General features: G+C 63.9%; 28 protein-coding genes and 1 pseudogene. 11 read left to right on the forward strand and 18 right to left on the reverse strand.

Annotated features, from left to right (window positions below; genetic code table 11):
- Nucleotides 1-15 precede the first annotated feature (15 nt).
- Together FFS35_RS14335 and FFS35_RS14340 are read right to left on the reverse strand one after the other, a co-directional pair.
- The gene (locus FFS35_RS14335; RefSeq protein ID WP_137787779.1) at nt 16-426 is read right to left on the reverse strand and encodes a low affinity iron permease family protein; all 411 of its coding nucleotides are present in this window, start codon (nt 424-426) and stop codon (nt 16-18) included.
- Between the two features lie 144 nt (nt 427-570).
- Nucleotides 571-786, reverse strand: coding sequence for a hypothetical protein (locus tag FFS35_RS14340; RefSeq protein WP_137787780.1), 216 nt, complete (start codon nt 784-786; stop codon nt 571-573).
- 92 nt (nt 787-878) lie between these two features.
- On the opposite strand from FFS35_RS14340, the gene FFS35_RS14345 reads away from it, so the two are divergent.
- On the forward strand, nt 879-1,178 hold the full coding sequence (locus tag FFS35_RS14345) for a hypothetical protein (RefSeq protein ID WP_137787781.1): 300 nt from the start codon (nt 879-881) through the stop codon (nt 1,176-1,178).
- Nucleotides 1,179-1,256: 78 nt separating this feature from the next.
- Here the strand turns inward: FFS35_RS14345 and FFS35_RS14350 are convergent, their stop codons facing one another.
- Nucleotides 1,257-1,982 carry a Crp/Fnr family transcriptional regulator gene (locus FFS35_RS14350; RefSeq protein WP_137787782.1) on the reverse strand — a complete coding sequence of 242 codons (726 nt, stop codon included), beginning with the start codon at nt 1,980-1,982 and terminating at the stop codon, nt 1,257-1,259.
- A gap of 204 nt (nt 1,983-2,186) precedes the next feature.
- Here FFS35_RS14350 and FFS35_RS14355 point away from each other — a divergent pair, with 204 nt between their 5' ends.
- A complete protein-coding gene (locus tag FFS35_RS14355) occupies nt 2,187-2,387 on the forward strand; it encodes a hypothetical protein (protein ID WP_137787783.1) in 201 nt (66 codons plus the stop codon).
- A 433-nt stretch (nt 2,388-2,820) separates the two neighbouring features.
- Here the strand turns inward: FFS35_RS14355 and FFS35_RS14360 are convergent, their stop codons facing one another.
- Nucleotides 2,821-3,060 (reverse strand): hypothetical protein, encoded by a 240-nt coding sequence (locus FFS35_RS14360; RefSeq protein ID WP_137787784.1) that lies wholly within the window; start codon nt 3,058-3,060, stop codon nt 2,821-2,823.
- A 190-nt stretch (nt 3,061-3,250) separates the two neighbouring features.
- On the opposite strand from FFS35_RS14360, the gene FFS35_RS14365 reads away from it, so the two are divergent.
- Both FFS35_RS14365 and FFS35_RS14370 read left to right on the forward strand, forming a co-directional pair.
- Entirely contained in the window at nt 3,251-3,523 is a 273-nt protein-coding gene (locus tag FFS35_RS14365; RefSeq protein WP_349290330.1) for a UvrB/UvrC motif-containing protein, read from the forward strand.
- Complete coding sequence (locus FFS35_RS14370; RefSeq protein ID WP_137787785.1) at nt 3,520-3,966, forward strand: GFA family protein; 447 nt, start codon at nt 3,520-3,522, stop codon at nt 3,964-3,966. The genes FFS35_RS14365 and FFS35_RS14370 overlap by 4 nt, the downstream gene beginning before the upstream one ends.
- A 17-nt stretch (nt 3,967-3,983) precedes the next feature.
- Here FFS35_RS14370 and FFS35_RS14375 read toward each other — a convergent pair whose 3' ends face one another.
- The 4 genes from FFS35_RS14375 to FFS35_RS14390 all read right to left on the reverse strand — a co-directional run bounded on the left by FFS35_RS14375 (nt 3,984) and on the right by FFS35_RS14390 (nt 9,952).
- Nucleotides 3,984-4,202 carry a hypothetical protein gene (locus FFS35_RS14375; protein WP_249341664.1) on the reverse strand — a complete coding sequence of 73 codons (219 nt, stop codon included), beginning with the start codon at nt 4,200-4,202 and terminating at the stop codon, nt 3,984-3,986.
- Nucleotides 4,203-4,270: 68 nt separating this feature from the next.
- Nucleotides 4,271-7,528: an error-prone DNA polymerase gene (locus FFS35_RS14380; RefSeq protein ID WP_137787787.1), complete on the reverse strand. Its 3,258-nt coding sequence runs from the start codon at nt 7,526-7,528 to the stop codon at nt 4,271-4,273.
- A complete protein-coding gene (locus tag FFS35_RS14385) occupies nt 7,525-9,279 on the reverse strand; it encodes a DNA polymerase Y family protein (protein WP_137787788.1) in 1,755 nt (584 codons plus the stop codon). Before FFS35_RS14385 ends, FFS35_RS14380 begins: the two co-directional genes overlap by 4 nt.
- The gene (locus tag FFS35_RS14390; RefSeq protein WP_249341665.1) at nt 9,200-9,952 is read right to left on the reverse strand and encodes a protein ImuA; all 753 of its coding nucleotides are present in this window, start codon (nt 9,950-9,952) and stop codon (nt 9,200-9,202) included. The genes FFS35_RS14385 and FFS35_RS14390 overlap by 80 nt, the downstream gene beginning before the upstream one ends.
- Before the next feature lie 165 nt (nt 9,953-10,117).
- Here FFS35_RS14390 and FFS35_RS14395 point away from each other — a divergent pair, with 165 nt between their 5' ends.
- The gene (locus tag FFS35_RS14395) at nt 10,118-10,429 is read left to right on the forward strand and encodes a hypothetical protein (protein ID WP_249341666.1); all 312 of its coding nucleotides are present in this window, start codon (nt 10,118-10,120) and stop codon (nt 10,427-10,429) included.
- Between the two features lie 5 nt (nt 10,430-10,434).
- Here the strand turns inward: FFS35_RS14395 and FFS35_RS14400 are convergent, their stop codons facing one another.
- The 3 genes from FFS35_RS14400 to FFS35_RS14410 are packed head-to-tail and all read right to left on the reverse strand — an operon-like array spanning nt 10,435 to nt 11,935.
- Nucleotides 10,435-10,995 (reverse strand): alpha-ketoglutarate-dependent dioxygenase AlkB, encoded by a 561-nt coding sequence (locus FFS35_RS14400; protein WP_137787789.1) that lies wholly within the window; start codon nt 10,993-10,995, stop codon nt 10,435-10,437.
- Between the two features lie 5 nt (nt 10,996-11,000).
- Nucleotides 11,001-11,408: a hypothetical protein gene (locus tag FFS35_RS14405; RefSeq protein WP_137787790.1), complete on the reverse strand. Its 408-nt coding sequence runs from the start codon at nt 11,406-11,408 to the stop codon at nt 11,001-11,003.
- 14 nt (nt 11,409-11,422) lie between these two features.
- On the reverse strand, nt 11,423-11,935 hold the full coding sequence (locus FFS35_RS14410; RefSeq protein ID WP_212742217.1) for an SOS response-associated peptidase family protein: 513 nt from the start codon (nt 11,933-11,935) through the stop codon (nt 11,423-11,425).
- 123 nt (nt 11,936-12,058) lie between these two features.
- On the opposite strand from FFS35_RS14410, the gene FFS35_RS14415 reads away from it, so the two are divergent.
- Nucleotides 12,059-12,661, forward strand: coding sequence for an SOS response-associated peptidase (locus tag FFS35_RS14415; protein WP_137787791.1), 603 nt, complete (start codon nt 12,059-12,061; stop codon nt 12,659-12,661).
- A gap of 15 nt (nt 12,662-12,676) precedes the next feature.
- On the opposite strand, the gene FFS35_RS14420 is transcribed toward FFS35_RS14415, so the two are convergent.
- On the reverse strand, nt 12,677-13,690 hold the full coding sequence (locus FFS35_RS14420) for an ATP-dependent DNA ligase (protein WP_212742218.1): 1,014 nt from the start codon (nt 13,688-13,690) through the stop codon (nt 12,677-12,679).
- A 132-nt stretch (nt 13,691-13,822) separates the two neighbouring features.
- On the opposite strand from FFS35_RS14420, the gene FFS35_RS14425 reads away from it, so the two are divergent.
- From FFS35_RS14425 to FFS35_RS14435, 3 genes are all read left to right on the forward strand, one after another.
- Complete coding sequence (locus FFS35_RS14425; RefSeq protein ID WP_249341667.1) at nt 13,823-14,200, forward strand: hypothetical protein; 378 nt, start codon at nt 13,823-13,825, stop codon at nt 14,198-14,200.
- Between the two features lie 96 nt (nt 14,201-14,296).
- Nucleotides 14,297-14,560: a DksA/TraR family C4-type zinc finger protein gene (locus tag FFS35_RS14430; protein ID WP_137787838.1), complete on the forward strand. Its 264-nt coding sequence runs from the start codon at nt 14,297-14,299 to the stop codon at nt 14,558-14,560.
- Between the two features lies 1 nt (nt 14,561).
- Nucleotides 14,562-14,885 carry a hypothetical protein gene (locus tag FFS35_RS14435; RefSeq protein WP_137787793.1) on the forward strand — a complete coding sequence of 108 codons (324 nt, stop codon included), beginning with the start codon at nt 14,562-14,564 and terminating at the stop codon, nt 14,883-14,885.
- On the opposite strand, the gene xth is transcribed toward FFS35_RS14435, so the two are convergent.
- Nucleotides 14,882-15,685: an exodeoxyribonuclease III gene (gene xth, locus FFS35_RS14440; protein WP_137787794.1), complete on the reverse strand. Its 804-nt coding sequence runs from the start codon at nt 15,683-15,685 to the stop codon at nt 14,882-14,884. The two genes, FFS35_RS14435 and xth, sit on opposite strands and share 4 nt — an antisense overlap.
- The gene (ligD, locus tag FFS35_RS14445) at nt 15,682-17,538 is read right to left on the reverse strand and encodes a DNA ligase D (protein ID WP_137787795.1); all 1,857 of its coding nucleotides are present in this window, start codon (nt 17,536-17,538) and stop codon (nt 15,682-15,684) included. The genes xth and ligD overlap by 4 nt, the downstream gene beginning before the upstream one ends.
- A gap of 161 nt (nt 17,539-17,699) precedes the next feature.
- Between ligD and FFS35_RS14450 the strand changes: the two genes are divergently transcribed.
- The gene (locus tag FFS35_RS14450; protein ID WP_137787796.1) at nt 17,700-17,876 is read left to right on the forward strand and encodes a DUF3606 domain-containing protein; all 177 of its coding nucleotides are present in this window, start codon (nt 17,700-17,702) and stop codon (nt 17,874-17,876) included.
- Nucleotides 17,877-18,393: 517 nt separating this feature from the next.
- On the opposite strand, the gene FFS35_RS14455 is transcribed toward FFS35_RS14450, so the two are convergent.
- The 4 genes and pseudogenes from FFS35_RS14455 to FFS35_RS14470 all read right to left on the reverse strand — a co-directional run bounded on the left by FFS35_RS14455 (nt 18,394) and on the right by FFS35_RS14470 (nt 21,772).
- Complete coding sequence (locus FFS35_RS14455; protein ID WP_137787797.1) at nt 18,394-19,176, reverse strand: SDR family NAD(P)-dependent oxidoreductase; 783 nt, start codon at nt 19,174-19,176, stop codon at nt 18,394-18,396.
- 66 nt (nt 19,177-19,242) lie between these two features.
- Nucleotides 19,243-20,037, reverse strand: a pseudogene (locus FFS35_RS14460) (SDR family NAD(P)-dependent oxidoreductase).
- An 11-nt stretch (nt 20,038-20,048) separates the two neighbouring features.
- Entirely contained in the window at nt 20,049-21,236 is a 1,188-nt protein-coding gene (locus tag FFS35_RS14465) for a zinc-dependent alcohol dehydrogenase (protein ID WP_137787798.1), read from the reverse strand.
- Nucleotides 21,233-21,772, reverse strand: coding sequence for an SRPBCC family protein (locus tag FFS35_RS14470; protein WP_137787799.1), 540 nt, complete (start codon nt 21,770-21,772; stop codon nt 21,233-21,235). The genes FFS35_RS14465 and FFS35_RS14470 overlap by 4 nt, the downstream gene beginning before the upstream one ends.
- Nucleotides 21,773-22,027: 255 nt before the next feature.
- Between FFS35_RS14470 and FFS35_RS14475 the strand changes: the two genes are divergently transcribed.
- Complete coding sequence (locus tag FFS35_RS14475) at nt 22,028-22,510, forward strand: DUF4142 domain-containing protein (protein WP_249341668.1); 483 nt, start codon at nt 22,028-22,030, stop codon at nt 22,508-22,510.
- The last annotated feature ends 22 nt before the right edge of the window (nt 22,511-22,532 follow it).

Raw genomic sequence — 22,532 nt, forward strand, 5'->3', positions numbered from 1 at the left:
CACGACCCGCGATTGTCAGCGACGTTCCAGAAGTTCGTCGACCGACGCGTCCGCCGACGCTGCATCCTTATCGCCGTGTCCCGCTTCGTTCTCCAGCGCACGGCGGATCGCACAGATTTCAGCGTCCGTCAGATGTTCGATTCCAATGAACTCGGGCCGTGCCTTGGGCACTGCGCGCATTAATTCATCGAGCTTCGCCTGAATCGCCGCTCCATCCCGGTTCTGACTATTCTGGATCAAGAACACGGCGAGAAATGTCAGGACCGTCGTCCCTGTGTTGATCACCAGCTGCCATGTATCCGAATAGTGGAAGACCGGTCCGGTAACGGCCCAAACGATGCAGCATCCCGTCGCAATCATAAACGCTGCCGGCTGGCCCATCAGGGTCGCACTTTTTGTCGCGATAGCCGTAAAGAACTTTTCCATCCTGCCCTCAAGAAATGTGACGCTTGGCCAAGGGACCTCGCGGGCTTATGAAACGCGACGAGCATTACGATCGGCCCTGAGCAGCACCAAACGCTGACCTGGTGCGATGGGTCCAAGCAAACCCTCTCCTGCACGCCCAGCAATTCAGCGCCGGTGTTCAACATTCGTCCGGGCATCGACCAGCTGGTTCGACAGGTACGCACTCCAATGAACAGCTGAGGAGACAGCGATCAGGCCGGCAAACGTGCCGGACCCCTCCTGGCTCGCATCTTCTTTTGATCCGGGGCTAAGCGCCTGTTTGGCCGCCGCCGAGCAGCGCGGAAGAATCGTTTCAACACAGATTAGAATGCCGGTTTTCACGAGGAACCCGTCTCAAAAGAACGTCGTTAAAAATAGACGGGTGGCGGTCCCGCAAGTGGCGTCAGCGCCAAGTGCTAATCGGAAAATTGCATATGACGTTCATGCTTTTTTTCTGCATCGGGACCCTGGCCGGGGTCGCAGTGGACAACTTGCTGCCGATGGAACGGCGGCGCCTGTTGGTCGATGCTCAACTTGGCATTCTTGGCGCAATTCTGGCCGGCGTTGGCGCTGGCCCCGCCTTACTCGAAAGTGGCTATTCGCCGGATCACATCGACGCCGACCTTGTCATGGCAGGTCTAGTTGGAGCAGTTCTTTTACCGGCATCCGCTCGCCTAGCAGCGAAGTTGCGAAAAGTGATCCGGCGACAGTTACGGAGCGGTGTGTGCACTTGAAACGGCTTCGTGACACATCCTTCGGACGCTTTAGAGTTGAGACGTCGTGAAGGGCGAGATCGCTGCTTGCGAGCGAACTCATGGCGTTTGAGGAGTATCGCCCAGATACAGATAATCGTCGGAAAATTCTCCGAGGGCCGCCAATCGCTCGAAATCAAGGATGGCGATCCTTCTACCTGAAACGTCGAGCCATCCCGACTGCCGCAATTGACGCAGCACGCGATTTACGTGGACGGACGTAAGTCCTGTTGCTTCGGCCAGATCTTGCTGGATCAACGGCCAATCAAACGCCCCATCTGTCACACAGCCGACAGCAGCGAGCCGTGTGCATGTTTCACAAAGAAAATGCGCTACACGACCGGCGGCATCCAATCTGCCCAACCGGAAGATCCACTCGCGATGCAAGGCGGCATCGACCACGGTGGCGAACCACAACATACGCCCGAGGTGAGGGAAACGTTCGAGCACCGCAGTGATCTTGTGATGCGGGGCGTAAGCCACCCGACACTCACTCAGGGTTGTAATTTCGTGATCGAGCCTTTGAAGCGGGTATCCGTGCAAATCGACGAAATCGCCGGGGGTTTGAAGGCTCAGAAACTGGCGAAATCCATTGCGATCGTCGATGTAGCGGCACATGAATCCCGAAATGAGGAAGGTGCTCCGCGAAACCTCCTCCCCTCGTCGGATTATCGTTGTTCGGCGTGGAATGGTGACGGGCGGACTCAGCATTTCCTCAATGGCCAGCTTTTCCTGGTCGCTCAGTTGAGAGCGACGGCGACCCTGCAGAAAATGCTCACTGATCATGTTGCAATGCTGCCTGTATTGTCAGCGGTCGGCGATCCAGTTGCGAGAGACCGCGCGTCCCGCCCGGTTAACTGGGCTGCCACCTTCGCGGAGGCTGGCGCGTGATTGCATACGTGAAGGTATTTTCGAGGTAACCGGATGGCACCATGCGAGTTGGAAACATCGAAGCCCTTGGCGGCGATTCTTCATACCCGAGCCTCTTCAATGGTCGAAACGAACGACGTCCCCGCCAGCAACGACAAAACCGGCCTTGCCGATTCACTGCGCGAACATTTCTCGGGCGATGCGTCTCTGCTGGAAAAGGTACAAAGCTTTGCCAAAGCCCGCCCATGGGCGAGCGGCTTACTTGTCGGGGTAGCGGGCCTATTGCTGGCGGGTTCGCTTCGCGGAAAGAACAAACGTTAGGGAGGCTTCGCTGCTTTCCATGTCGTAGATCGTAAGAAGCCATGTTGAGCCCGACCCGACTGTCAGCTTGCTACTGCTTCGCCGACGATGCGCTCGACGCTTGTGGCGGCGGCCTCCCCAGTTAGCGGTAGGGAGGCCAGTTCTCGTTTCGCCGCTCGACCGGCCGCTGATCCCGCGCTACGCAACCCATCGCTGAGCAGGAGGCCAAGCGGCCTCAGCCAACGTCGTTCCGCCCCGATCAGCGGCAAGGCGCTAGCAGCGACAAGCCCTGCCGAGGCTGCCGCACCGAGAATGATCAAAGGCCTCGCCGCGATCGGGCCCTGCCCGGCCAGTGCGCCAACTTCTTCGAACTCTCCACGGTTGGACATCATGATCTCCATTTAGCTCGATCGCGATGATCGTTTCGGTGCGCCCATGCGGACCGACGCGACCCTCAGTCCAGGGTAGCGACGACGTCGCCGAAGGTAACCGTCGTCACCGTGTCGCCAGCTTCGTTGGCGACGACGATACGATGAGAGCGCACGAGGTGGCGATGCTTACGAACGGAATCTGCCGCCTGTATCGCCACCTCTTCTTCCGCGAGAGCGGTTGCGGCACTGTCATCGGCGCACTCGGTTCCCTCTTCGTCGCTGGTGACTTCGTCGTTGTAGAGGTGGAAAAAGTATCTCGGCATATCAGGCTAATTCGTCTGCCACGAAATGGTTGCGCGGTATGTGGCAATCCTGACTTGGGTTAGTCATTTTCGACGTGGCGAGGTCGCGCTGACAACGTCTCGCATTAGTTTGGGTAGAAGTCCTGCGACCAACGCGTGCCGCGCGCGTTTGGGCAAGATGGACGCTCCCATCGAGCACTGGATGAGACGGATGGAAGATGCTTCGCGCGCCCTCGATTTCGAGGAGGCGCAACGATGCCGTGACCGGATCAGTCTGCTGCGTGGCGGCGCGGCACCCGACGCTGTCGAGCAAGCGGACATCGTCGGCTTGGCCCGCTTGCGACCCGGCGCAATGGGACTCGGCACGAACCAACCACGCATCGCATCCCCGAAGGGATGGCGACCACCACCCAAGCCGGACCCGATGACTCTCGGGCGTAATCGGCGCCGACCGGCATCGAGAAAGGGTCCCACAGACAAATGAAAGGGCGGGCGCTCGATGGTGGCTGCTTATGCGGCGCGGTGCGATATCACTTGCGCGGGGACCCCTACGACACGGGTTGGTGCCATTGCCGGATTTGCCAGCATCTCTCGGGGTCGGGCGGAATGGCGTTCACGACAGTCGCGTTCGACCAGTTTGTGATCGAGCACGGTGCAGGCCGCCTCGGTCGCCATGCCTCGACACCGTTCGGCGAACGGTGCTTCTGCATCGACTGCGGCAGCCCGCTCACCATTCACGTCAGCCATCAAGCGAACGAGATCGACATCGCCGTCGGATCGCTTGACGATCCTGCCCTGGTGGCACCGGGCTTTCATCTGTTTGCCAAACAGGCTCGCCCCTGGATGCTGCCGGACGATGGCCTGCCTCGCTACGATGGGCTTCGTCCCGAGACGCGTGGCCTGAGGCAAGGACAGACCGAGCTCTAGTCAGCACGGAGCGACGGTCACGCTGACGGGTCGCGCAACGCGCCCGCCAGCCGCAATTGGCGGACGATCCCGTTGAATCCGGCGGTGCACCCCTGCGCTCGCCCAATGGCATTTTCCGTCGCCGCCGCATCCCAGAACATTTCGAGCGGCCAGCGGTCGGGACAATGCTGGAGCAGGCAGCGCAGGGCGAGACGTACCTCGATCGTGTCGACGCGATCCGTGGTTGAGCGAACCATGGCAGCGCGAAGGATCCGCAGGGCAAGGTCGACGATAACGTGCTGATGATGCGACAGTGATCGATCCATCAATGAAAATCATGGCTGCGGACCTTGATCAGGTCTTCCGGGTCCGCGCCGCCTGCAAAAGGCGGATGGTAATGCGCCGCCGGCCGCGGCACCCAGCCACCCTCGCCGCGATCGGGCGAGCCTCCGTGCGTCGCGCCGTCGCCACGGCCCGGGCGGTGCGGGAACGCCATCGCCCCGATCTGCCGCAGCATCGGCGTCAGGTCGGTGATGCGGTCGACGATGACGTGGATCACCTCGCCTTCCTTTTGCAGACGGCCCTTCAGACTGACCATCGAGGAGGACATGACAATGCGGCGGTATTTCTCGAACCGGTCGGGCCAGATGATGCCCTGCGCGACCCCGGTCTCGTCTTCGATCGTGATGAACAGAACGCCTTTGGCGCTGCCCGGCTTCTGGCGGACGAGGATGACGCCGGCGACCTCGACATGCCGTCCATCCTTGGTCGACAGCAGATCGCCGCACCGCACGATCTTCCGGGCCGTCAGCGCGTCGCGCAGGAACGACACCGGGTGCGCGCGAAGCGACAGTTGCGTCGTGCGATAATCCTCCACGACCTCGCGGCCATCGGTCATCGGTGCGAGCGCGACCGACGGTTCCAGCCCCTCCGCACTAAAGGCAAGCTCGCGTTCGTCGGCGGCAGCGAACAAAGGTAGCGGTGCCTCGCCGAGTCCGCGCACCTTCCAGAGCCCTTGCCGGCGATCATGCGCCAACGAATGAAAGGCATCCGCCTCCGCCAGCCGTTCGATGGCCGCGCGCGGCACGCCGGCACGCCGCCACACTTCCTCGATCGAACCGTAATCAGCATCGCCCCGCGCCGAGACGATCGCCGCGCCATGGACGTTGGCGAGGCTGCGGACCTGACGGAACCCGAGCCGGACCGCGAGACGATTGCCCGCCGGTTCGAGCGTGCAGTCCCAGCGGCTGGCGTTGATGCACACCGGCAGAACCTCGACACCGTGCGCTTGCGCATCCTGGACAATCTGCGCGGGTGCGTAGAACCCCATCGGCTGGGCATTGAGAAGCGCCGCACAGAAGACATCTGGGTGATGGTGCTTCATCCAGGATGAAGCGTAGGCGATCTTGGCGAACGAAGCAGCGTGGCTCTCGGGGAAACCGTAGCTGCCGAACCCCTCGATCTGCTTGAACGTGCGTTCGGCGAAGTCCTGAGGATACCCGCGCGCGACCATGCCGCCGACCAATTTGTCGTAGAAATGGCCGACGCCGCCCGTGAGCTTGAAGGTCGACATGGCGCGTCGGAGCTGGTCCGCCTCTGCGGCCGTGAACCCGGCGCCTACGATCGCGACCTTCATCGCCTGTTCCTGGAACAGCGGGACGCCGAGCGTCTTCTCGAGCACCGCGCGAAGCTCGGGCTTGGGATATTCGGGGCGCTCCTTGCCTTCGCGACGGCGAAGATAGGGATGGACCATGTCGCCCTGGATCGGGCCGGGCCGGACGATCGCGACCTCGATCACGAGATCGTAGAATTGCTTGGGCTTCATGCGCGGCAGCATCGACATCTGCGCGCGGCTCTCGATCTGAAAGACGCCGAGCGTGTCGGCCTTCTGGATCATCCTGTAGACGTCCGGGTCGTCGTCCTGGAGATCCGCCATCGTGACGCGGACCCCCTTGTCTGCCTCGAGCATGTTGAAGGCACGGTTCATGCAGCCGAGCATGCCGAGGCCGAGCACGTCGACCTTCATGAACTTCAAGGCGTCGATGTCGTCCTTGTCCCATTCGATGACCTGGCGGTCCGCCATCGCAGCGGGTTCGATCGGCACCAGATCGTCGAGGCGGTCATGGGTCAGGACAAATCCGCCGGGATGTTGCGACAGATGGCGCGGCGTGCCGATCAACTTGCTGGCAAGATCGAGCGCGAGGCGCAGCCTGCGGTCCCCGAGGTTGAGGTTGAGCTCCCTCGCCTGTTTCTCGCCGACCCCCTCGACCGACCATCCCCAGACCAGCCCGGACAGCGATGCGGTCAGATCCTCGGGCAACCCCAGCGCCTTCCCAACCTCGCGGATCGCACCGCGCGCGCGGAAGCGGCTGACGACGGCAGTGAGCGCGGAGCGGTCGCGCCCATAGGTTTGGTAGATCCACTGAATGATTTCCTCGCGCCGCTCATGCTCGAAATCCACGTCGATGTCGGGCGGCTCGGGACGCTCTCCCGAGACGAACCGTTCAAACAGCAATTCGTGCTTGATCGGATCAATGGAGGTAATCCCCAGCACGAAGCAAACACAGCTATTGGCCGCCGAGCCGCGCCCCTGGCACAGGATCCCGCGCCGCCGCGCTTCCTGTACGATTGCATTCACGGTCAGAAAGTAAGGCGCATACTTAAGCTTTCCGATCAGCGCGAGTTCGTGGTCGATCTGGGCGGTGTGGGCTTGGGGAACACCGTCCGGAAACATCCGCTCGGCCGCTTCACGCGATAGCCGTTCCAGCGCTTCCTGCGCGCTCAGCCCCTCAAGCACCCGCTCGTGCGGATATTGATAACTGAGTTCACCCAGATCGAACGTGCACGCGGCCGCAATATCCGAGGTCGCGTGGATCGCGTCTGGAAAGTCGGCGAACCGGCGCTCCATCTCGTCCGGCGACTTCAGGTGCCGGTCGCCATGCCGCTCGCGGCGGAACCCCAGCCGGTCGATCGTCGTCCCTTCGCGGATCGCGGTGACGACGTCCTGCAGCAACCGCGCTTCGGGTGCGTGGTACAGCACGTCGCCGGTCGCGACCGCGCGAACGCCCGCGCGCCGTGCCTGATCGGCAACGCCGTGCAGGCGCACCATGTCGTCGGGGCGGCGGCGGAAGGTCAGTGCGCAATGCCCGCGCGGTCCGAATACGTCGCGCAGATCGATAAGGTCATGCGCCAATGCAGCGCCCAGGAGGTCGGGCAGCAGGATCGCGATCAACCCGTCGGACCAGTCGGCCACGTCCGACCAACGCAGGTCGCACCCGCCCTTCCCCGCCCGCGTCTTGCCCACCGTCAACAGTCGCGTCAGGTGCGACCAGGCGGTGCGATCGGTCGGATAGAGCAGCAGGCTGCGGCCATCGTCGAGTAGGACGCGTGCGCCAGGGATCAATCGGACCTTGGTCGCCTTTTGTCCTTCCCAGCCCCGCACCATACCGGCGACCGTACCAAGATCGGTCAGCCCGAGCGCCGAATGGCCGAGCAAGGCGGCCGCCGCGAACAGTTCCTCCGGGGCCGACGCGCCGCGCAGGAACGAGAAATGGCTGGTGACCTGGAGCTCCACATAGGTCATCCGAATGCGCCGTGCATCCACCAGCTGAGATCACCCGTCGCCGGCTCGACGCCGTCGCCGCGCCGGAACAGCCAGAACCGTCGTCCCTCGCGATCCTCCACGCGGAAATAGTCGCGCACCGCCCAGACCTCGCCGCTTCGCACCCACCATTCACCATGGATGCGCTCGGGGCCGTCGCCCGCCACCACGTCGTGCATCTGGCCGCGCCACGCGAAGCGGCGCGGCGGATGGTCGGGCAACAGCGCGATGACATTCGCGAGCGGCTCGGGGCGCGGCAGCAGCCGTGCCGGTCGCTTCCAGGCCGGCCAGCCGGTCGGCTGCGCCAGCGCCGGCACCTGCACCACCGCCCGCTCCGGGACATCGCTCTCGACCGCGCTTGCCTTGAACAGCGCGCGATGACCGATCCGCCCGGCAAGCTGGTCGACGAGCAAGGCAATGTCGCCATCATGGCCCTCGCGTCCCAGGACGCTGCCAAGCGCTTCGGCATCAAGCGGTTCGACATGCCCGGCAACGAGCCGGGCGGTCTCGATCCCCATGCCCGGATCGATTGTCTCGATCCGCAAGTGGAGCAACCGGCCGAGATGACGCGGATCGCGACTGGCACGCGCGAGGCCGATCGCCATGAGTTGCTCGCTGCCGTCGATACGCACCAGCGCGAGCGTCATCTGCCGCGCGCCAAGCCCGCCCTCGCGCAAGAGCGCGACAAGGTCGCCGACAAGGTCGGTCAGGACCTGCCCGATTGCCTCGGCCGTCCCGATCGGTTCAAGCAAGCGTCGCTCGGCCCCCGGTGCCTCGAACGGCACGACGCCCTCGATCGGCTCGGCGATGCGCCCGATCGCCTGATCGAGCCGCTCGATCGTGCCGCGCCCCAGCCGCCGCGCCAGCGGTCCACGCGGCATCGGCAACAGATCGGCGATCCGCTCGATACCGAAGCGCTGCGCGGCGGTCAGCGCGCCTTGGTCGAGCCGCAAGGCAGCAACCGGGAGCGGCGCCAGCGCGTCGATAGTCGCGCCCGGCGGCACGACGGTCACGTGCGCCGCGGCATGGCGCGCGACAGCGTGGGCAGCACCGAGCGTATCGGCGAACGCGACATGCGCGGTCAGCCGCAGTCGGGCGAAAAACCGGACCAGCCGTCGCGCGAACGCCGTCTCTCCGCCGAACAGATGCGCGACGCCGGTCATGTCGAGGATCAGGCCGTCCGGCGCCGACACGGCCGCAATAGGTGTCCAGTGCCTGACGGCATGAAGGGCGAGACGATGGAGCGCGGCGCGGTCGCGGTCGCCGTCCGCCGGCTGCACCGCAAGATCGGCGACCAGGGCCTTGGCTTGCGTCACCGCCATACCGGGCAGCAATCCCAGTGCGAGGGCATCGGCATTGGCGGCATGGATCACATTGTGCTGACCGTGCTGGATCGCGAGCACCAGCGGCCGCGCCGCCGCGATCGTCGCTTGCAGGGGCATTGCCCCGCTGCAGCCGCCGTCATCGACCGGCATGGCGCGGAACGGATGGCTCGCGGCCTCCGAGCGGCGTCCCATCTCACGATGCAGCGGCTGACGGTGCGGCGCCACGCCGCCTTGCGCCCAGCGCGCGCCTGGCCGCCAATGTCCGCCCCGCGGTACCGAGCAGTCGCCGGGATCGTCTTCGATCGGCAGCGCGACCGGTGCGATCGCCTCAGGCGGCGCGTGCGTGGTGTCCTGCCCCAGCCGCTCGATCGGCAAATGGGGCAGGAAGACCGAGGCGACCCTGCGCATCACAGCCCTCCAGCGTCAGAGTGAAGGGATTGCCGTTGCGCTGGCGGACAAGTTCGACCGTCCACCGGGCCCGGCCGACCCCCGGGATCCCGAGCGGCGCCGAGGGTGCGCAGCCGATCCGCCAGCGCGTGGTCGCCGCCGACGGCTCGGCCAGCGGACATGTCCCGAGCTTGCGCCAACGTCGCAACAAGAGTGCGGGCGTCCGTCCATCGGCGGCCGCCAGCTGCAGGCGGCGCGACGCGGTCATGTCGATGCGCCGCACATCGCCGACGACGGCGGACAAGCCACCGTGACGCAGCGCATCCTCCATTACCGCGAGCAATTCGCGCTCGTCGCGCGCTTGCGCCAGCACCAGCCGATCGGGCACCAGCCCGGCCTGTTCGAGCCCGGGCGCGTAAAGGTCGAAGCGCGTCAGGGCCCAGAGCACGGGAGCGCTGGGCAACGCTCGCGCCGCGATGCCCGCAAGAAACAAGGTCGTGGCCGCGTCCTCCGCCAGCGTCGGCGCGGCTGCCGCCACCTCGTGCAGGCCGCCCGTGGCCAAACCGCCATCGGCGAGCCGACCGTCAACCTCCTCGATTCCGAACGCAACCGCCCCGCCGCCGCGCGCGGGCGCGTCGAGGGCCGCGATGCGCCGGCGCAAATCGGCGATAGGGTCGAGGCAAGCAACTTCCATTAGAACTCATAGAATCATATGTTCTTATTATGTTCCGCTCGTCTGGAAGATTCGTCAACCGCCTCCCTCATTTTTAGTGGAGGACACGGCCATGGAGGAACGCGGCACGCTTCGGACGGTTGAGAGACCGGAGACAGATTCGCGCACTATCAGTGGAGAATAGCGATGGATGTGGCCACCACGCCAGCGTTCGAGCGCATTGCCCGCGTGCTCGCCGGACAGCATTTCAGTCGCAATGCAGACGGCAATGACGCGCATGCCGCCGAAACGGTCGACACTCAGTGGGCCGACTTTCGCGATGACGCGATATCCGTACTCAAGACATTGCGCGAGCCCGATGCCGAGATGGAGCGCGCCGGGGACATCGCTGTCTGGGGCCGAATGATCGCAGCAGCGCTCGGCGATCCGGCCGGCGACCGGGCCGCACTGGCCGAGGCACCCGAACCCGGTACCGACCCGCTGCACGAAGGCCCCTGACCAGTTCAACGCGCGCGCAGCGACCGGAACGTGATCGACCAGCGCGTCTGTTCCATCTCGGCGATGCTATGCTCCCAGCCGTCGCGCACCTCGCCCGCCAGATGATAGATCGACCGTGGCGCAAGCGGCGCCGAGGCCCGCTCGAACCCTCGCTCCAGGCGGCGTCGCAGTCGCAGCACGGCCGGCACGCCAAGGGAAATGCCCACGACATGCTCGTAAACCGGTCGATCGCGATGCCAACCGATCCCCGCGCCTGGATCGTAGCGAATGACCAGCGCCTGGACGAGATCGCCCGCCGCCATTCCAGCGAATGCAGCCGCGCGGTCGCGCACCGGCAGCAGCCATTCCGGGATCGAATCGGCCGGCGCCATCCGGCCGCGCTCGAAATCGTAGCGGGACCCGAACGACGCGGTCAGCCGCTTGCCGAGCCAGCCCTGGAACTTGAACGGTTCGAGCGGGCTCGCGTCAATCCGGGCGATGAGTTCGCGCTCTTCACCGGACGAGATGATGTCGCGCGCCCAGGCGAACCCGGGCACGACGGGCGTCCCGAACAGATCGCCGCTCACCACATTCACCAGGGTAGCGACCCGATGAACTCAACGAGCTCGCCAAACGCCGCATCGTCGAACCCGAGCCCATGGTCGGTATCGACGAGGGGGGCGATCGCCGCAGCGTCCATCACGTGATCCTCCGCCAGATGCCGCTCGGGATCGTGTAAATCCTGCCATTTGCGCAAGGCAACAAGCCGGGCATCGATCGCCGCGGCCTTGATCGCTTCGACGTCGAGATGGGTCGTCAGTGCGTCACGACGGGCAACACCGTCCCAGCGGAGCTCGTGCGCAAGGTTCCCCAGCGCGCGCCGCGCTGCCGCCAAGTCGCCGACCGTCACCCCGACCGCGTTGAGTGCCGACCGCTCCCCGTCACCAGCCGCTGTCGGCACACCATCCTCCGCCACGCGAATCGTTTCCATCATCGCCATCGAAAATCCTTAATCTAGAGCGCGAGCTCGCTTTGCCGCGGCGCGCCGTCATCTTCCCACAATTCGACCTTGAACGTGTGCGCGGGAAGCGCTGTCAGGATATCGGTTTCCGGCACCTCCCGATCAAGCCACGCCATTCGATCGCTTCGAGGAATCACCACCATCTGCCGCTCGGAATAGGGCGCCACATCCGGGTTGGCGGCGACCGTCAGCGCGGCATAGGCGCTCGCCCAACGCGGCGTTGCCGGCCGCCAGATTCCGGCAAGATAGAAATGCTCGCCGTCGATCCGCGTGAAGCGATACCGCCGGTTCTTCCGGCTGTGAAAAAACTCCGACGCCGGAATAAGACAACGATTGTGCGGAAAAGTCCGGCCTTCGGCACGCACGACCTCGAACGGCCGCTCGTCGGGCCAGGCCGGCTCCAACCCCCAAATTAGATTGACCATCTCGCGCGTATCATCCCGGCCATAGCGAATGATCGCGCCCGGTGCGCCGATCCGATCGGCATGCGTCGTCTTGTTGGTCATGGAGCGGCACGTCCTTTCCGTCGATACGTTCTCGCACTAGCATCCATCGTCCCGACTCGATTGATTAGAACATAGCAGGAACGCGCCCGACGATCAAAGGCGGGCAGGAGCAAGCGTCAGACGATGTGCAACGACTATCGCAACAACGTCGACCTCGACACGATCGCGAGCGATTTTAGCGACATCAAGATCAAGATCACCTACCCCGACGGCGCGCCCAATATCGAGGCGCGCGCGGATATCCGCATTACCGAGGTGGCGCCAATCGTGCGCGCGGGCACGGAACCCGGCACGGGAGAACTCGTCCAGCGGCGCTGGAGCTGGCCCGGCACACACGGCAAACCCGTCTACAATTTCCGCTCGGACGGCCGCGACTTCGGCAGCAACCGCTGCCTCATCATCACCGACGGTTTCTACGAGTTCACCGACCCAGGGCCGCTAGATGGCGCACCTAAGAAGCGACTTAAGGACAAGTGGCTCTTCACGCTGAAGGGCCATCGCTGGTTCTGTATCGCCGGCATCTGGCGCACAGACCCCAAGGTCGGTGAAGCCTTCACCATGCTCACGACCGAACCGGGTCCCGATATTGCTCCATATCACAACCGCCAAGTCGTCGTGTTACGACGCGACGACTGGGTACGCTGGCTCGACCCCGCCACGCCCGCGCGCGACGTGTTACGTCTGCTGCCAGCGGGCAGTCTCGAGGTCGTGCAGGTCCAGCGATAAACGCTCTGTGCGCGGTCAAACGACGGTCGACAGCTCTCCGGGTCGAAGCTCGTACTGCAGTTGATCCATCGTACACTGTCCCGGCGCCTTGTCGGGCCGCCAGCGCAGCAGGCGGGTGCCGTGGCGAAATCGCTCACCGGTCACCTGATCGTAGATCACTTCGATCACCAGCTCGGGGCGCAGCGGTTCCCACGGGCTCTCTTTGCCCGCATTCCATCGGCTCGGACCGCCGGGCGCCTTACCGGTGAATCCTGGCGGCGCGATCAGCGGAGCCAAGCGTGCTGCCAGCGCAACGCGCTCGTCGGCGGCAATCGCGCTGGTAAATCCGACATGGTTTAGCTTGCCCTCTTGATCGTACAGGCCGAGCAGCAGCGACGCGATGCCGGCCCCTTGTGCCGCACGTCGGAAACCACCGACGACACAATCGGCGGTCCGCAACTGTTTGACCTTGAGCATTGCGCGCTCGCCATGGCGATACGGCTCGTCGAGCCGCTTGGCGACAACACCGTCGAGCGCGCCGCCGCTCGTAGCGAGCCATGCCTTCGCATCGGCGACGTCCATGCTCTTTGGCGACAGCAAGAGCGATGGCTGCCGGTTGGCGCGATGAAGGCGCTCGAGCGCTGTGCGTCGCTGGGATAACGGCCGGTCGCCAAGCGCCGCACCGTCGAGCGCCAGGATATCAAACAGCATCAATTGCGCCGGCGTTTCTTTCGAGAGCTTCGCGATCCGGCTGGCGGCCGGGTGCAGCCGCGCCTGCAGCGCATCGAACGACAGGATATCGCCGACCGGCAGGATGATCTCGCCATCGACCACGAAACGCTTCGCCTTAAGCGACGCCAGCATGCTGGCAAGCTCGGGAAAGTAACGATCGAGGCGCTTGCCCGATTTCGACCAGATCGCGATGTCAGCGCCCTCACGCGTCGCGATCGCGCGGAATCCGTCCCATTTGGGCTCGAACTGCCAACCTTCCCCTTCGGGCAAAGCCTCGACCAGCTTGGCTTCCATCGGTGTGGGCGCGATCTTGTCCATGATAGGTCAACTGGAGAGCGGCTCGCCCGTTCCACCGGTGCGGCAAGAGCGTCGCTCAGCACTGGTTCAGGCAAGGCGCGATAAGGAGCCTGTCTAGCAAAGGATCGTGACATGCTGATCGCAAGACTGTTCTTGGGCGTCGCCCTGCTCGCAACCGGTGCGAGTGCCGTGGCCCGCCCGGACGACAATGGTCGGGGCGAAGCAAAGCTCGCCAAAATCATCGACGGCAGGATCGCTGGTAAGCCCGTCGATTGCGTCGATCTGCAGCGGATCGACTCCACCGAAATTATCGACGGCACCGCGATCGTCTATCGCGACGGCAATCGCCTCTACGTCAACCGACCAAGAAGCGGGCGGGAGTCTCTCGACTCCGATGACATTCTCTCGACCAAGGCCTGGTCGACGCAATTGTGCAACATCGACATCGTCCGACTAATCGACCGCACGTCCTACTTTCCGCGCGGCTCCGTCGGATTGGGCGAATTCGTGCCCTATACCAAGCACAGGTAAATTGGATCCCGCGCCATCGCCTGCGGTGATGGCGCCTCGGTTCAATATCTTGATTGGCATTCCTTTCTCCCCATCTCATGGTGAGGAGAGAGCATGATGGCCAATGGCTGGGCGCCCGACGGCGCGGTTCAGGAACAGATCGACGACACGGTAACCGACGCCGTGCTCCGCGCCCGCGGCATGATGCCGAGCGGCGACGGTCTCGCTGAGTGCGAAGATTGCGGCGACGATATTCCCCAGCGGCGGCGGCAAGCCTTGCCGGGCACCCGAACCTGTATTTCCTGCCAGGCCATCCGCGACGCGTCGCTCCGCAGTGCCGGGATCAACCGCCGCGGGAGCAAGGATAGCCAGCTGCGCTGACATGCGCAATCCTGTCACGCCCGATGGCCGCTATTTCGTAGTCCGTGGCCGATTGTGGCGAATGGTCAACCCTGCTTTGTCCGAGACCGACCGGCAAAAGCTCGTCGAAGAATTGATGCGCGCGCGGCGCGCGGTCGGCGCCGCCAAGCGACAGGGCGACACGGTCGCGGAAGACGCGGCACACGCAGCGGTGGATGACGCCAAACGCGCGCTCGGCGAGCGCGGCCCGGTCTGGTGGCGTGATGGAGCGCCCGACCTCAATCGGCATATGGTCCGAACGACACCCTATGCCGACTGGTATGCGAAACAGCACGAGCCCGACTAGGCCTTGCGGCGTCGACGCGATTGCGTTTCGTCTGTCAGCTCGATCCAGACCGGTGCATGATCGCTGGTCTTTTCCCAGCCGCGCACATCGCGATCGACCTCGGCGGCGCGGAGGCGCTGGGCGAGCGCCGGGCTCAGCAACAGGTGATCAATTCGCAGCCCGGCGTTGCGGGCGAACGCATTCCGGAAATAGTCCCAGAAGGTGTAGATCGTCTCGCCGGGATGGCGCGCGCGCAGCGCGTCGGTCCAACCTTGCGCCACAAGCCGCGCGAAGGCGCTACGTACCTCAGGTGCGAACAGGGCATCGTCCAGCCAGCGTTCGGGTTTGTAGACATCGAGATCGGTCGGCATCACGTTGAAATCGCCGGCGAGCATGACGGGCAGACCGCTGTCGAGCAGCCCGGCGGCGTGCTCGATCAATCGCTCGAACCAGGCAAGCTTATAGTCGAACTTCGGACCGGGGCGCGGATTGCCATTGGGCAGATACAAACCGCCGATCAGGATACCGTTGACCGCCGCCTCGATGTAGCGGCTTTGCGTTGCGTCGGGGTCGCCCGGCAGCCCACGGCGCGTCTCGTGGATCTCGCCAACCCGGCTCAGCATCGCGACGCCGTTCCAGCTCTTCTGCCCGTGCCAAATCGCATCATAGCCAGCGTCGCGAATGGCCTTTTCGGGAAACTTCTCCTGCGGCGCCTTCAATTCCTGCAGAACGACCACGTCGGGCTGGCTGTCGGCCAGCCAGCGAAGCAGCACTGGCAGGCGGCCGTTGACGCCGTTCACGTTGTAGGTCGCAATCTTCACAGGTCCGGCAGTTCCTGACTGGCGCGGCCCCAGCCCGCCAGCGCTTTCGATGCGGCGCGCTTGATCAGCTCGGGCGCATCGCCGACGTGCCAGTGCGCCGGGGTGTCGATCGTCTCCATTTCCTTCCAACTAATCGGCGCGGCAACCGGTGCGCCTTCGCGCGACCGCACGCTGTAGGGCATGACCGCGGTCGCGCCGCGCTGGTTGCGCAAATAATCGACGAAGATGCGGCCCTTACGCTGCACCTTGGGCAAGGCCGCCGTAAAATTGTCAGGATCGCTCTGGGCGACCGCCATCGCCAGGCGGTGCGCGAAATCCTTGACCTCGGGCCATTCGGCCCGCGGCGTCAGCGGCGCGATGACATGGACGCCTTTCCCGCCCGTCACCATCGGGAAGGTTTCGAGTCCGATCGACTTGAGAATGTCGCGGAACTTGAACGCCGCACTGCGCACCGCCTCGAAATCGAGTCCGACATCGGGATCGAGGTCGAACACCAGCCGATCGGCCTTCTCGACGTCCTCGATCCGGGCGCCCCAGCCGTGAAACTCGATGGTCCCCATCTGAACGCACGTCATCAGACCGTCAGGCGTGTCTATATAGAGATACGGCTCTTCGTGGCCGTCCTTTTCGGCGATGGCGACGTGCCGGACCGCATCCCCGAAGCTTCCGGCATCGTGCTTTTGAAAGAAACATTTCTTGGCGCGTCCTTGCGGGCAGCGCACCAGGCTGATCGGGCGCGAGCCGATCCATGGCAGCATGATCGGCGCGACTGCTTCGTAATGGTCGGCCACGGCGCCCTTGGTCACGTTGCTTTCGGGATAGAGCACGCGATCGCAATTGCTGATCTTCACCGCGCTCTTCGATGCGGACACCTCGGCCGCCGAACCTTCGATTTCGAGCACCACCGCTTCCGGCTTCTTGTCTTCGCGCAAGCCGAGATAGCTCGGATGCCGCAGGGTCCCCTCGTTGGTCATCTCGGTAAAGGCGATTTCAGCGACCAGGCGCGGCGTCAGCCAGTGCGCGCCGCGCACCTCGGCTCGCGGCGCTTTTACCGTCGGCACGTCTTGTTCGAGCGGTCGCATCTTCTCCATCAAGGCGAAGCTCTCGTCGGTATCGAACCCGGTGCCGACCTTGCCGGCATAGCGCAGCGCCCCGTCCTCGTTGACGCCGAGGATCAGCGAGCGGAACAGCCGCGACTTGTCCGACGGCGTCCAGCCAATGATGACGAACTCCTGGCGCTTGATGCATTTGGTCTTCACCCATGCGCCGTTGCGCGACCCGACGTAGCGCGCGTCAGCAAGCTTCGAGATGACCCCTTCCAGTCCGGCCGCGCAGAATTGGTTGAGCAATTTCTCGCCGCTGCCGGCGATGTGCTCCGAATAGCGCAACCGTCCTGCCGCCTTTCCGAGAATCGTTTCGAGCCGGGCCTTGCGTTCGACGAGCGGAAGTTGCGTCAGGTTCTCGCCATCGAGCTCGAGCAGATCGAAGGCATAATAGACGATCGTTGCCGGTGCGCCCTTGAGCGCGCCTTGCAACGCCTGAAAGTTCGACCGGCCGTCTGCATCGAGCACGACCGCCTCGCCATCGATCAGCGCGCTTCCGACCGGTAGGCGAACAGCATCTTCGATGAGCCCTGCGAAGCGATCGCTCCAGTCGAGTCCGGAGCGCGTATAGGCGCGCGCTTCGCCGCCGCCGACCGCCAGCATCGTGCGATAGCCATCATATTTCATTTCGTGGAGCCAGCGGCTGCCCGTCGGCACCGTGTCGACCAGCGACGCCAGCTGAACCGGCTGGAACGGCGGCAAACCGGTCTTCCCGCCGCCGCCCGCATCGCGGCTTCTTAGGCGTGCCATATCGGTCGATCCCGCGTCATACCTGTCAAATACGTGGTGCGCTGACTCGTTCCGGCGCTCTCGAGACTCGCATCGGCGTGCACGCCCGATTTGGTCGCTCGCCTGCGGCAACCGTCGGACACCTCCTGCGTTGTCACCATGTCAACAATTCGGAGGTCGACATGGCAGACGACAAGACATTGCGCGGACCGCGGGACCGCTCGCGGATCGCACTCGGTGAGGAATATGAAGTCGACTATTGGACCCAGCGGTTCGGAGTTTCCCGGGAGCGGCTGGAACAGGCGGTGGGAGCGGTAGGCAATGGTGCGGATGCGGTGGAGAAGCACTTACGCGGCTGAGCTCGAAGCGGGCGGCTAGAGCGCTGGCCCGCATCGCCCGCATTCGATCATCTAGCTAGCAACTTGCTCGCGCATCGGCTTAACAAGAGTTTGCCGAGACCGTATTCTAGCGACGATCTCCACGGTATGAGCGTAAAGTCATCCGCTCTTTCGATCAGAACTTAGCATTCATCAGCGAGATCGATTTGACGACGCTATTGCCTTGCTAGGTTATTATTACTCGTTAGCGCATCATGGTAATATGCGATTCCTTCGATGATCGTCCGGGATAAGACATTGGCCGTCACCAGGCGACTTAACTTTAGTACTTGAGCCTTAGATGTGCACCTCGCCAGGCCTGACGACGTGAGGGTCGGTACCCCGATCGCGATCGATCCGTCTCCGTGATTTCAGCGATCATTCTATCTGCGTGGAGTTCGCTACTGCCGCAGTCATCTGCACAATGGCGCCTTCCAACTTGTTCGACGGCACGCTCAGCTTCACCGACGAGTTCAAGCAGTGACGCTTCGGCAGAAGACTATTCGTCGCCGCGCGCGCGCGGCGCGATCACGACCTGCTGAACCACCGCGCGTCGCGGCTGCGTCAATACATAATGCACGCCGACCGCAATGTCCTCGGCGCGCAACATCGTCTCCTTGCGATTCTCCTCGGCCTGTTCCGCCGCGGTGAAATCGGGATACTGGAAATCGGCACCGGTCTTGGCCGGCTCAATGTTGCAGACCTTGATTCCCTTCGGCGCCAGCTCCTTGCGCACCGCCTCGGCAAATCCGGCGACGCCGGCCTTCATCCCGGCATAAACGCTGCCCTCCGCCCCGAGCAAATGCGAAGCCACCGAGCCGATGAAGATGATGTCGCCGTGATCCTGCATTACTTCGACCGCGGCATAGGCCGTCGTCAGATAGGCGGTGAAATCGGTGGCGATCGCATAGCGCAGCTCATCGGCGCTCATCGTCGTCAATCCCTTGGCAGGGATGGCGGCATTGATGATCGCGATATCGAACTCGCCGAGATACTCCCTAGCACCCGCGACAAACCGATCGACGCCGTCCGGGTCGGCAAGATCGACCGCCATGCCACCGCCCTTGCCGACCTCGCGGATGCGCTCCAGCCCGTCCTCGAGATGCTGCTGGTCGCGGCCGCAGACGAACACGTCCACGCCGTCGGACGCGAGCAGGACGGCGATCGCCCGGCCGATCCCGGTCGTGCCGCCGCTGATGATGGCCTTGCGGCCCGAAAGTGAGGGCATGTCGGTATGCGCATCGCTCACGTCGCGTGCGGGAGGCTCGGCTAAATCGCTCATGCTGGATTCCTGTCAAAAAAGACTGGGGCTTGTGATGCTACTGCGAGAGATCAGCGCCGTCGGGGTTTACGACTTATCGGTTTTGCCCGAGCCGGGTTCCGCCATGCCGCGGTGCATCTCGGCGAGCACGGCTTGCGGCACGACCCCGGCCGCGGCAACCTGCAGCTTGTTTTTCAGCCCCGAGGTGATGTGACCCTTGCCCGCCATCATCGCATCCCAGCCGTCCTTCGCGACCTTCGCCGGATCGGCTTTCTTGTCGTCCTGGCCGACCGACGTATCGTCCATGCCCGCCCGGTTGAAGAATTCGGTGTCGGTCGCGCCGGGCATCAGCGTGGTCAGCGTCACGTCTTTCGATTCCTTGATCTCGTTGCGCAGCGCCTCGGTGAAATTGTCGACGAACGCCTTGGTGGCGTTGTAGACCGCGTTGAACGCGCCCGGAATTTAGCCGGCGATCGAACCGGTCACGAGGATCTTGCCGTCGTCGCGCGCGACCATGTCGCCGAGCACGCGCTGCAGCAAATAGACGGTGCCGGTGATATTGGTGTCCACCGAATGGCGCCAACTCGCCACGTCCTGATTGAGGAACGCGCCGCCGGTGCCGATCCCGGCATTGGCGCACAATACGTCGATCCGGCGTCCATTCACGGCGGCTAACAAGGTGTCGACGCCGTCAATCGTCGAGAGATCGGCTTCGACGGATTGCACGTCAGTGCCGAACTGCTCGAAATCGCGCGCTGCCGCGTCGATCAGCGGCTCGTCGGCGACGACGATCAGATCATAGCCGTCCCGGGCGGCGATGGTCGCCAGTTCGAACCCGATTCCGGTCGAGGCACCGGTTACAATCGCTAATTTGTCGGCCATTGTCTGTCTCCTCACGCGGCCACGGTCATGCCGGGTTTCAGAACGACCTTGGTCACTTCGTTCTGGTTGTCGTGGAACATCTTGTAGCCATCGGGGGCCTGCTCGAGCGGCAAGCGGTGGCTGATCAGGAAGGTGGTATCGATCTTCCCGTCGAGGATCACCTGGAGCAGCCCCGGCAGGTAATGCTGAACGTGCGTCTGGCCGGTCTTGAGCGTCAGCCCTTTCTCCATGAACGCGCCGAGCGGGAACTTGTCGACGAACCCGCCATAAACGGCGGGCATCGAAACCCGCCCGCCCTTGCGACATGCGATGATCGCCTGGCGGATCGAATGCGTGCGATCGGTGCCGAGGAAGGTCGATGCCTTGATCTGATCGATGACATTGTCGACGAAGAAGCCGTGCGCCTCCAGCCCGACCGCGTCGATCACCGCATCGGGACCGATTCCGCCGGTCATCAGCATGAGGGCGTCGTATGTCGCGCTTTCCTCGAAATTGATGGTCTCCGCGCCGAACTTCTTGGCGAGCTCGAGCCGGTGCGGAAAATGATCGATCGCGATGACGCGCTCGGCGCCCATCAGGAATGCCGATTGCACCGCGAACAGCCCGACCGGGCCGCAGCCCCACACCGCCACCGTGTCGCCGGGCTCGATCTGCGCATTCTCCGCCGCCATCCAGCCGGTCGGCAGGATGTCCGACAGGAACAGTACCTTGTCGTCCTCGATCCCATCAGGAATGACGATCGGACCAACGTCGCTGAACGGCACGCGGACATATTCGGCCTGACCACCGGCATAGCCGCCGGTCATGTGGCTATACCCGAACAGGCCCGACATCGGTTGGCCGTAGAGTTCCTGCGCGATGTCCTGGTTGTCCGCGGGCAAGCCATTGTCGCACGCCGAATATTGATGCTTGCCGCAATGGTAGCAGGATCCACACGCGATCGTGAAAGGCACGACGACGCGTTGGCCTTTCTTGAGCGTCGATTTCGCCCCGACTTCGACCACCTCGCCCATGAATTCGTGGCCGAGAATATCGCCCGACTGCATCGTCGGGATGTACCCGTCATAAAGATGCAGGTCCGACCCGCAGATCGCGGTCGAGGTGACCTTGATGATCGCGTCGCGCGGATTGACGATGCCGGGATCGTCGACCGTATCGACGCGGACGTCGTGCTTGCCGTGCCAAGCCAGTGCTCTCACAACCCCATCTCCTCGAATTGCTTGGCATTCATCGCGGGGGTCGCGATCTCACCGGTTTCCATCAATTGCTTGAAGCGTCGTAGGTCGCGGCGTGCCTGGATCGCGGGTTCGCGCTGGAACATCTTCGCGATCAGCTTGCCGATTGCGCCCGCTGGCGGGTCGTAGGCGATCGTCGCGGTCACGACGGTGCCCCGCGCGCCAGCCTCGGCGAAGGTCACGCGGCCGGAATTAGGGACGTCGGCCCCGTCCTCCGATTGCCAAGTAATCACTTTTCCCGGCACTTCATTGGTCACGCGCGCGTCCCATTCGACGGTCTTGCCGCCGGGCGCCTTGACGACCCAGTGCGTCCGGTCGCCGCCGAGCGCGTCGATGCGCACGACATTCTCCATGAAGTTCGGCAGGTTGGTGAAGGCGCGGTAGAAGGCAAACAGCTCGTCGGCCGAGCGATTGATGGTCACGGCCGCCGCGGTCAGCTCGCGGTCGGGCTTGGTGTCCTTGCGCGTCACCGCGGGGGCGTCGTCGAGGTCGGTCGCCATTCCTGTCTCTCTTTCTGGTTGTACGACGCGAACGCCTTTCGCGCCCAGACCGATCCGCCATGCCCCCGCATGCTGATAGAGGTTAATGCGATTTATTTCCGGCGGTTGGCTCCTGCTCGCGCCCGCAAGAAGGAATCGCAGGACGCGCCACGGATGACAGGTCTGCTGCCCGACGGAGCAGCCGGAACCAATGCCGGACGCAGGACTTGTTCCGTGATCCACCATCCATGTCGGATGGCTCAACGGGAGGATGACATGAAGACAATCCTGGGAGTTGCGCTGCTTTTTGCGACACCGGCCGCGCTGATGGCGCAAATGGCCGCACCGCCGACGAAGGAATTCGTTAAGAAGGCCGGCGCGAGCGACTTGTTCGAACGGCAGGAAGGCCGTCTGATGATAACGTCAAGCAATCCGGCGGTGAAGAAGTTCGCCGCGGAGATGGTGCGCGACCACACCAAGAGTACGGCAGACATCAAGGCCGCGGCGCGGGCCGCGCGCGTTGCGGTGGCGCCGCCGAAACTCGACGCCGACCAGGCGCGCAACCTCGCCGCATTGCGGGCGGCAAGCGGCCCCGCGCGCGACCAACTCTATATCGACCAGCAAAAGGCGGCACACCGCGATGCTCTGGCGCTGATGGAAGCTTATGGCCGGGACGGCGCGGCGAAGCCGTTGCGCATGGCGGCCTCCAAGATCGCGCCCGTCGTCAAGATGCACATCGACATGCTATCGAAAATGTAAGGTCGGCAGGGCGGCGGTCTCC

This window comes from Sphingomonas sp. 3P27F8 (assembly GCF_005502745.1).
GTDB lineage: Bacteria > Pseudomonadota > Alphaproteobacteria > Sphingomonadales > Sphingomonadaceae > Sphingomonas.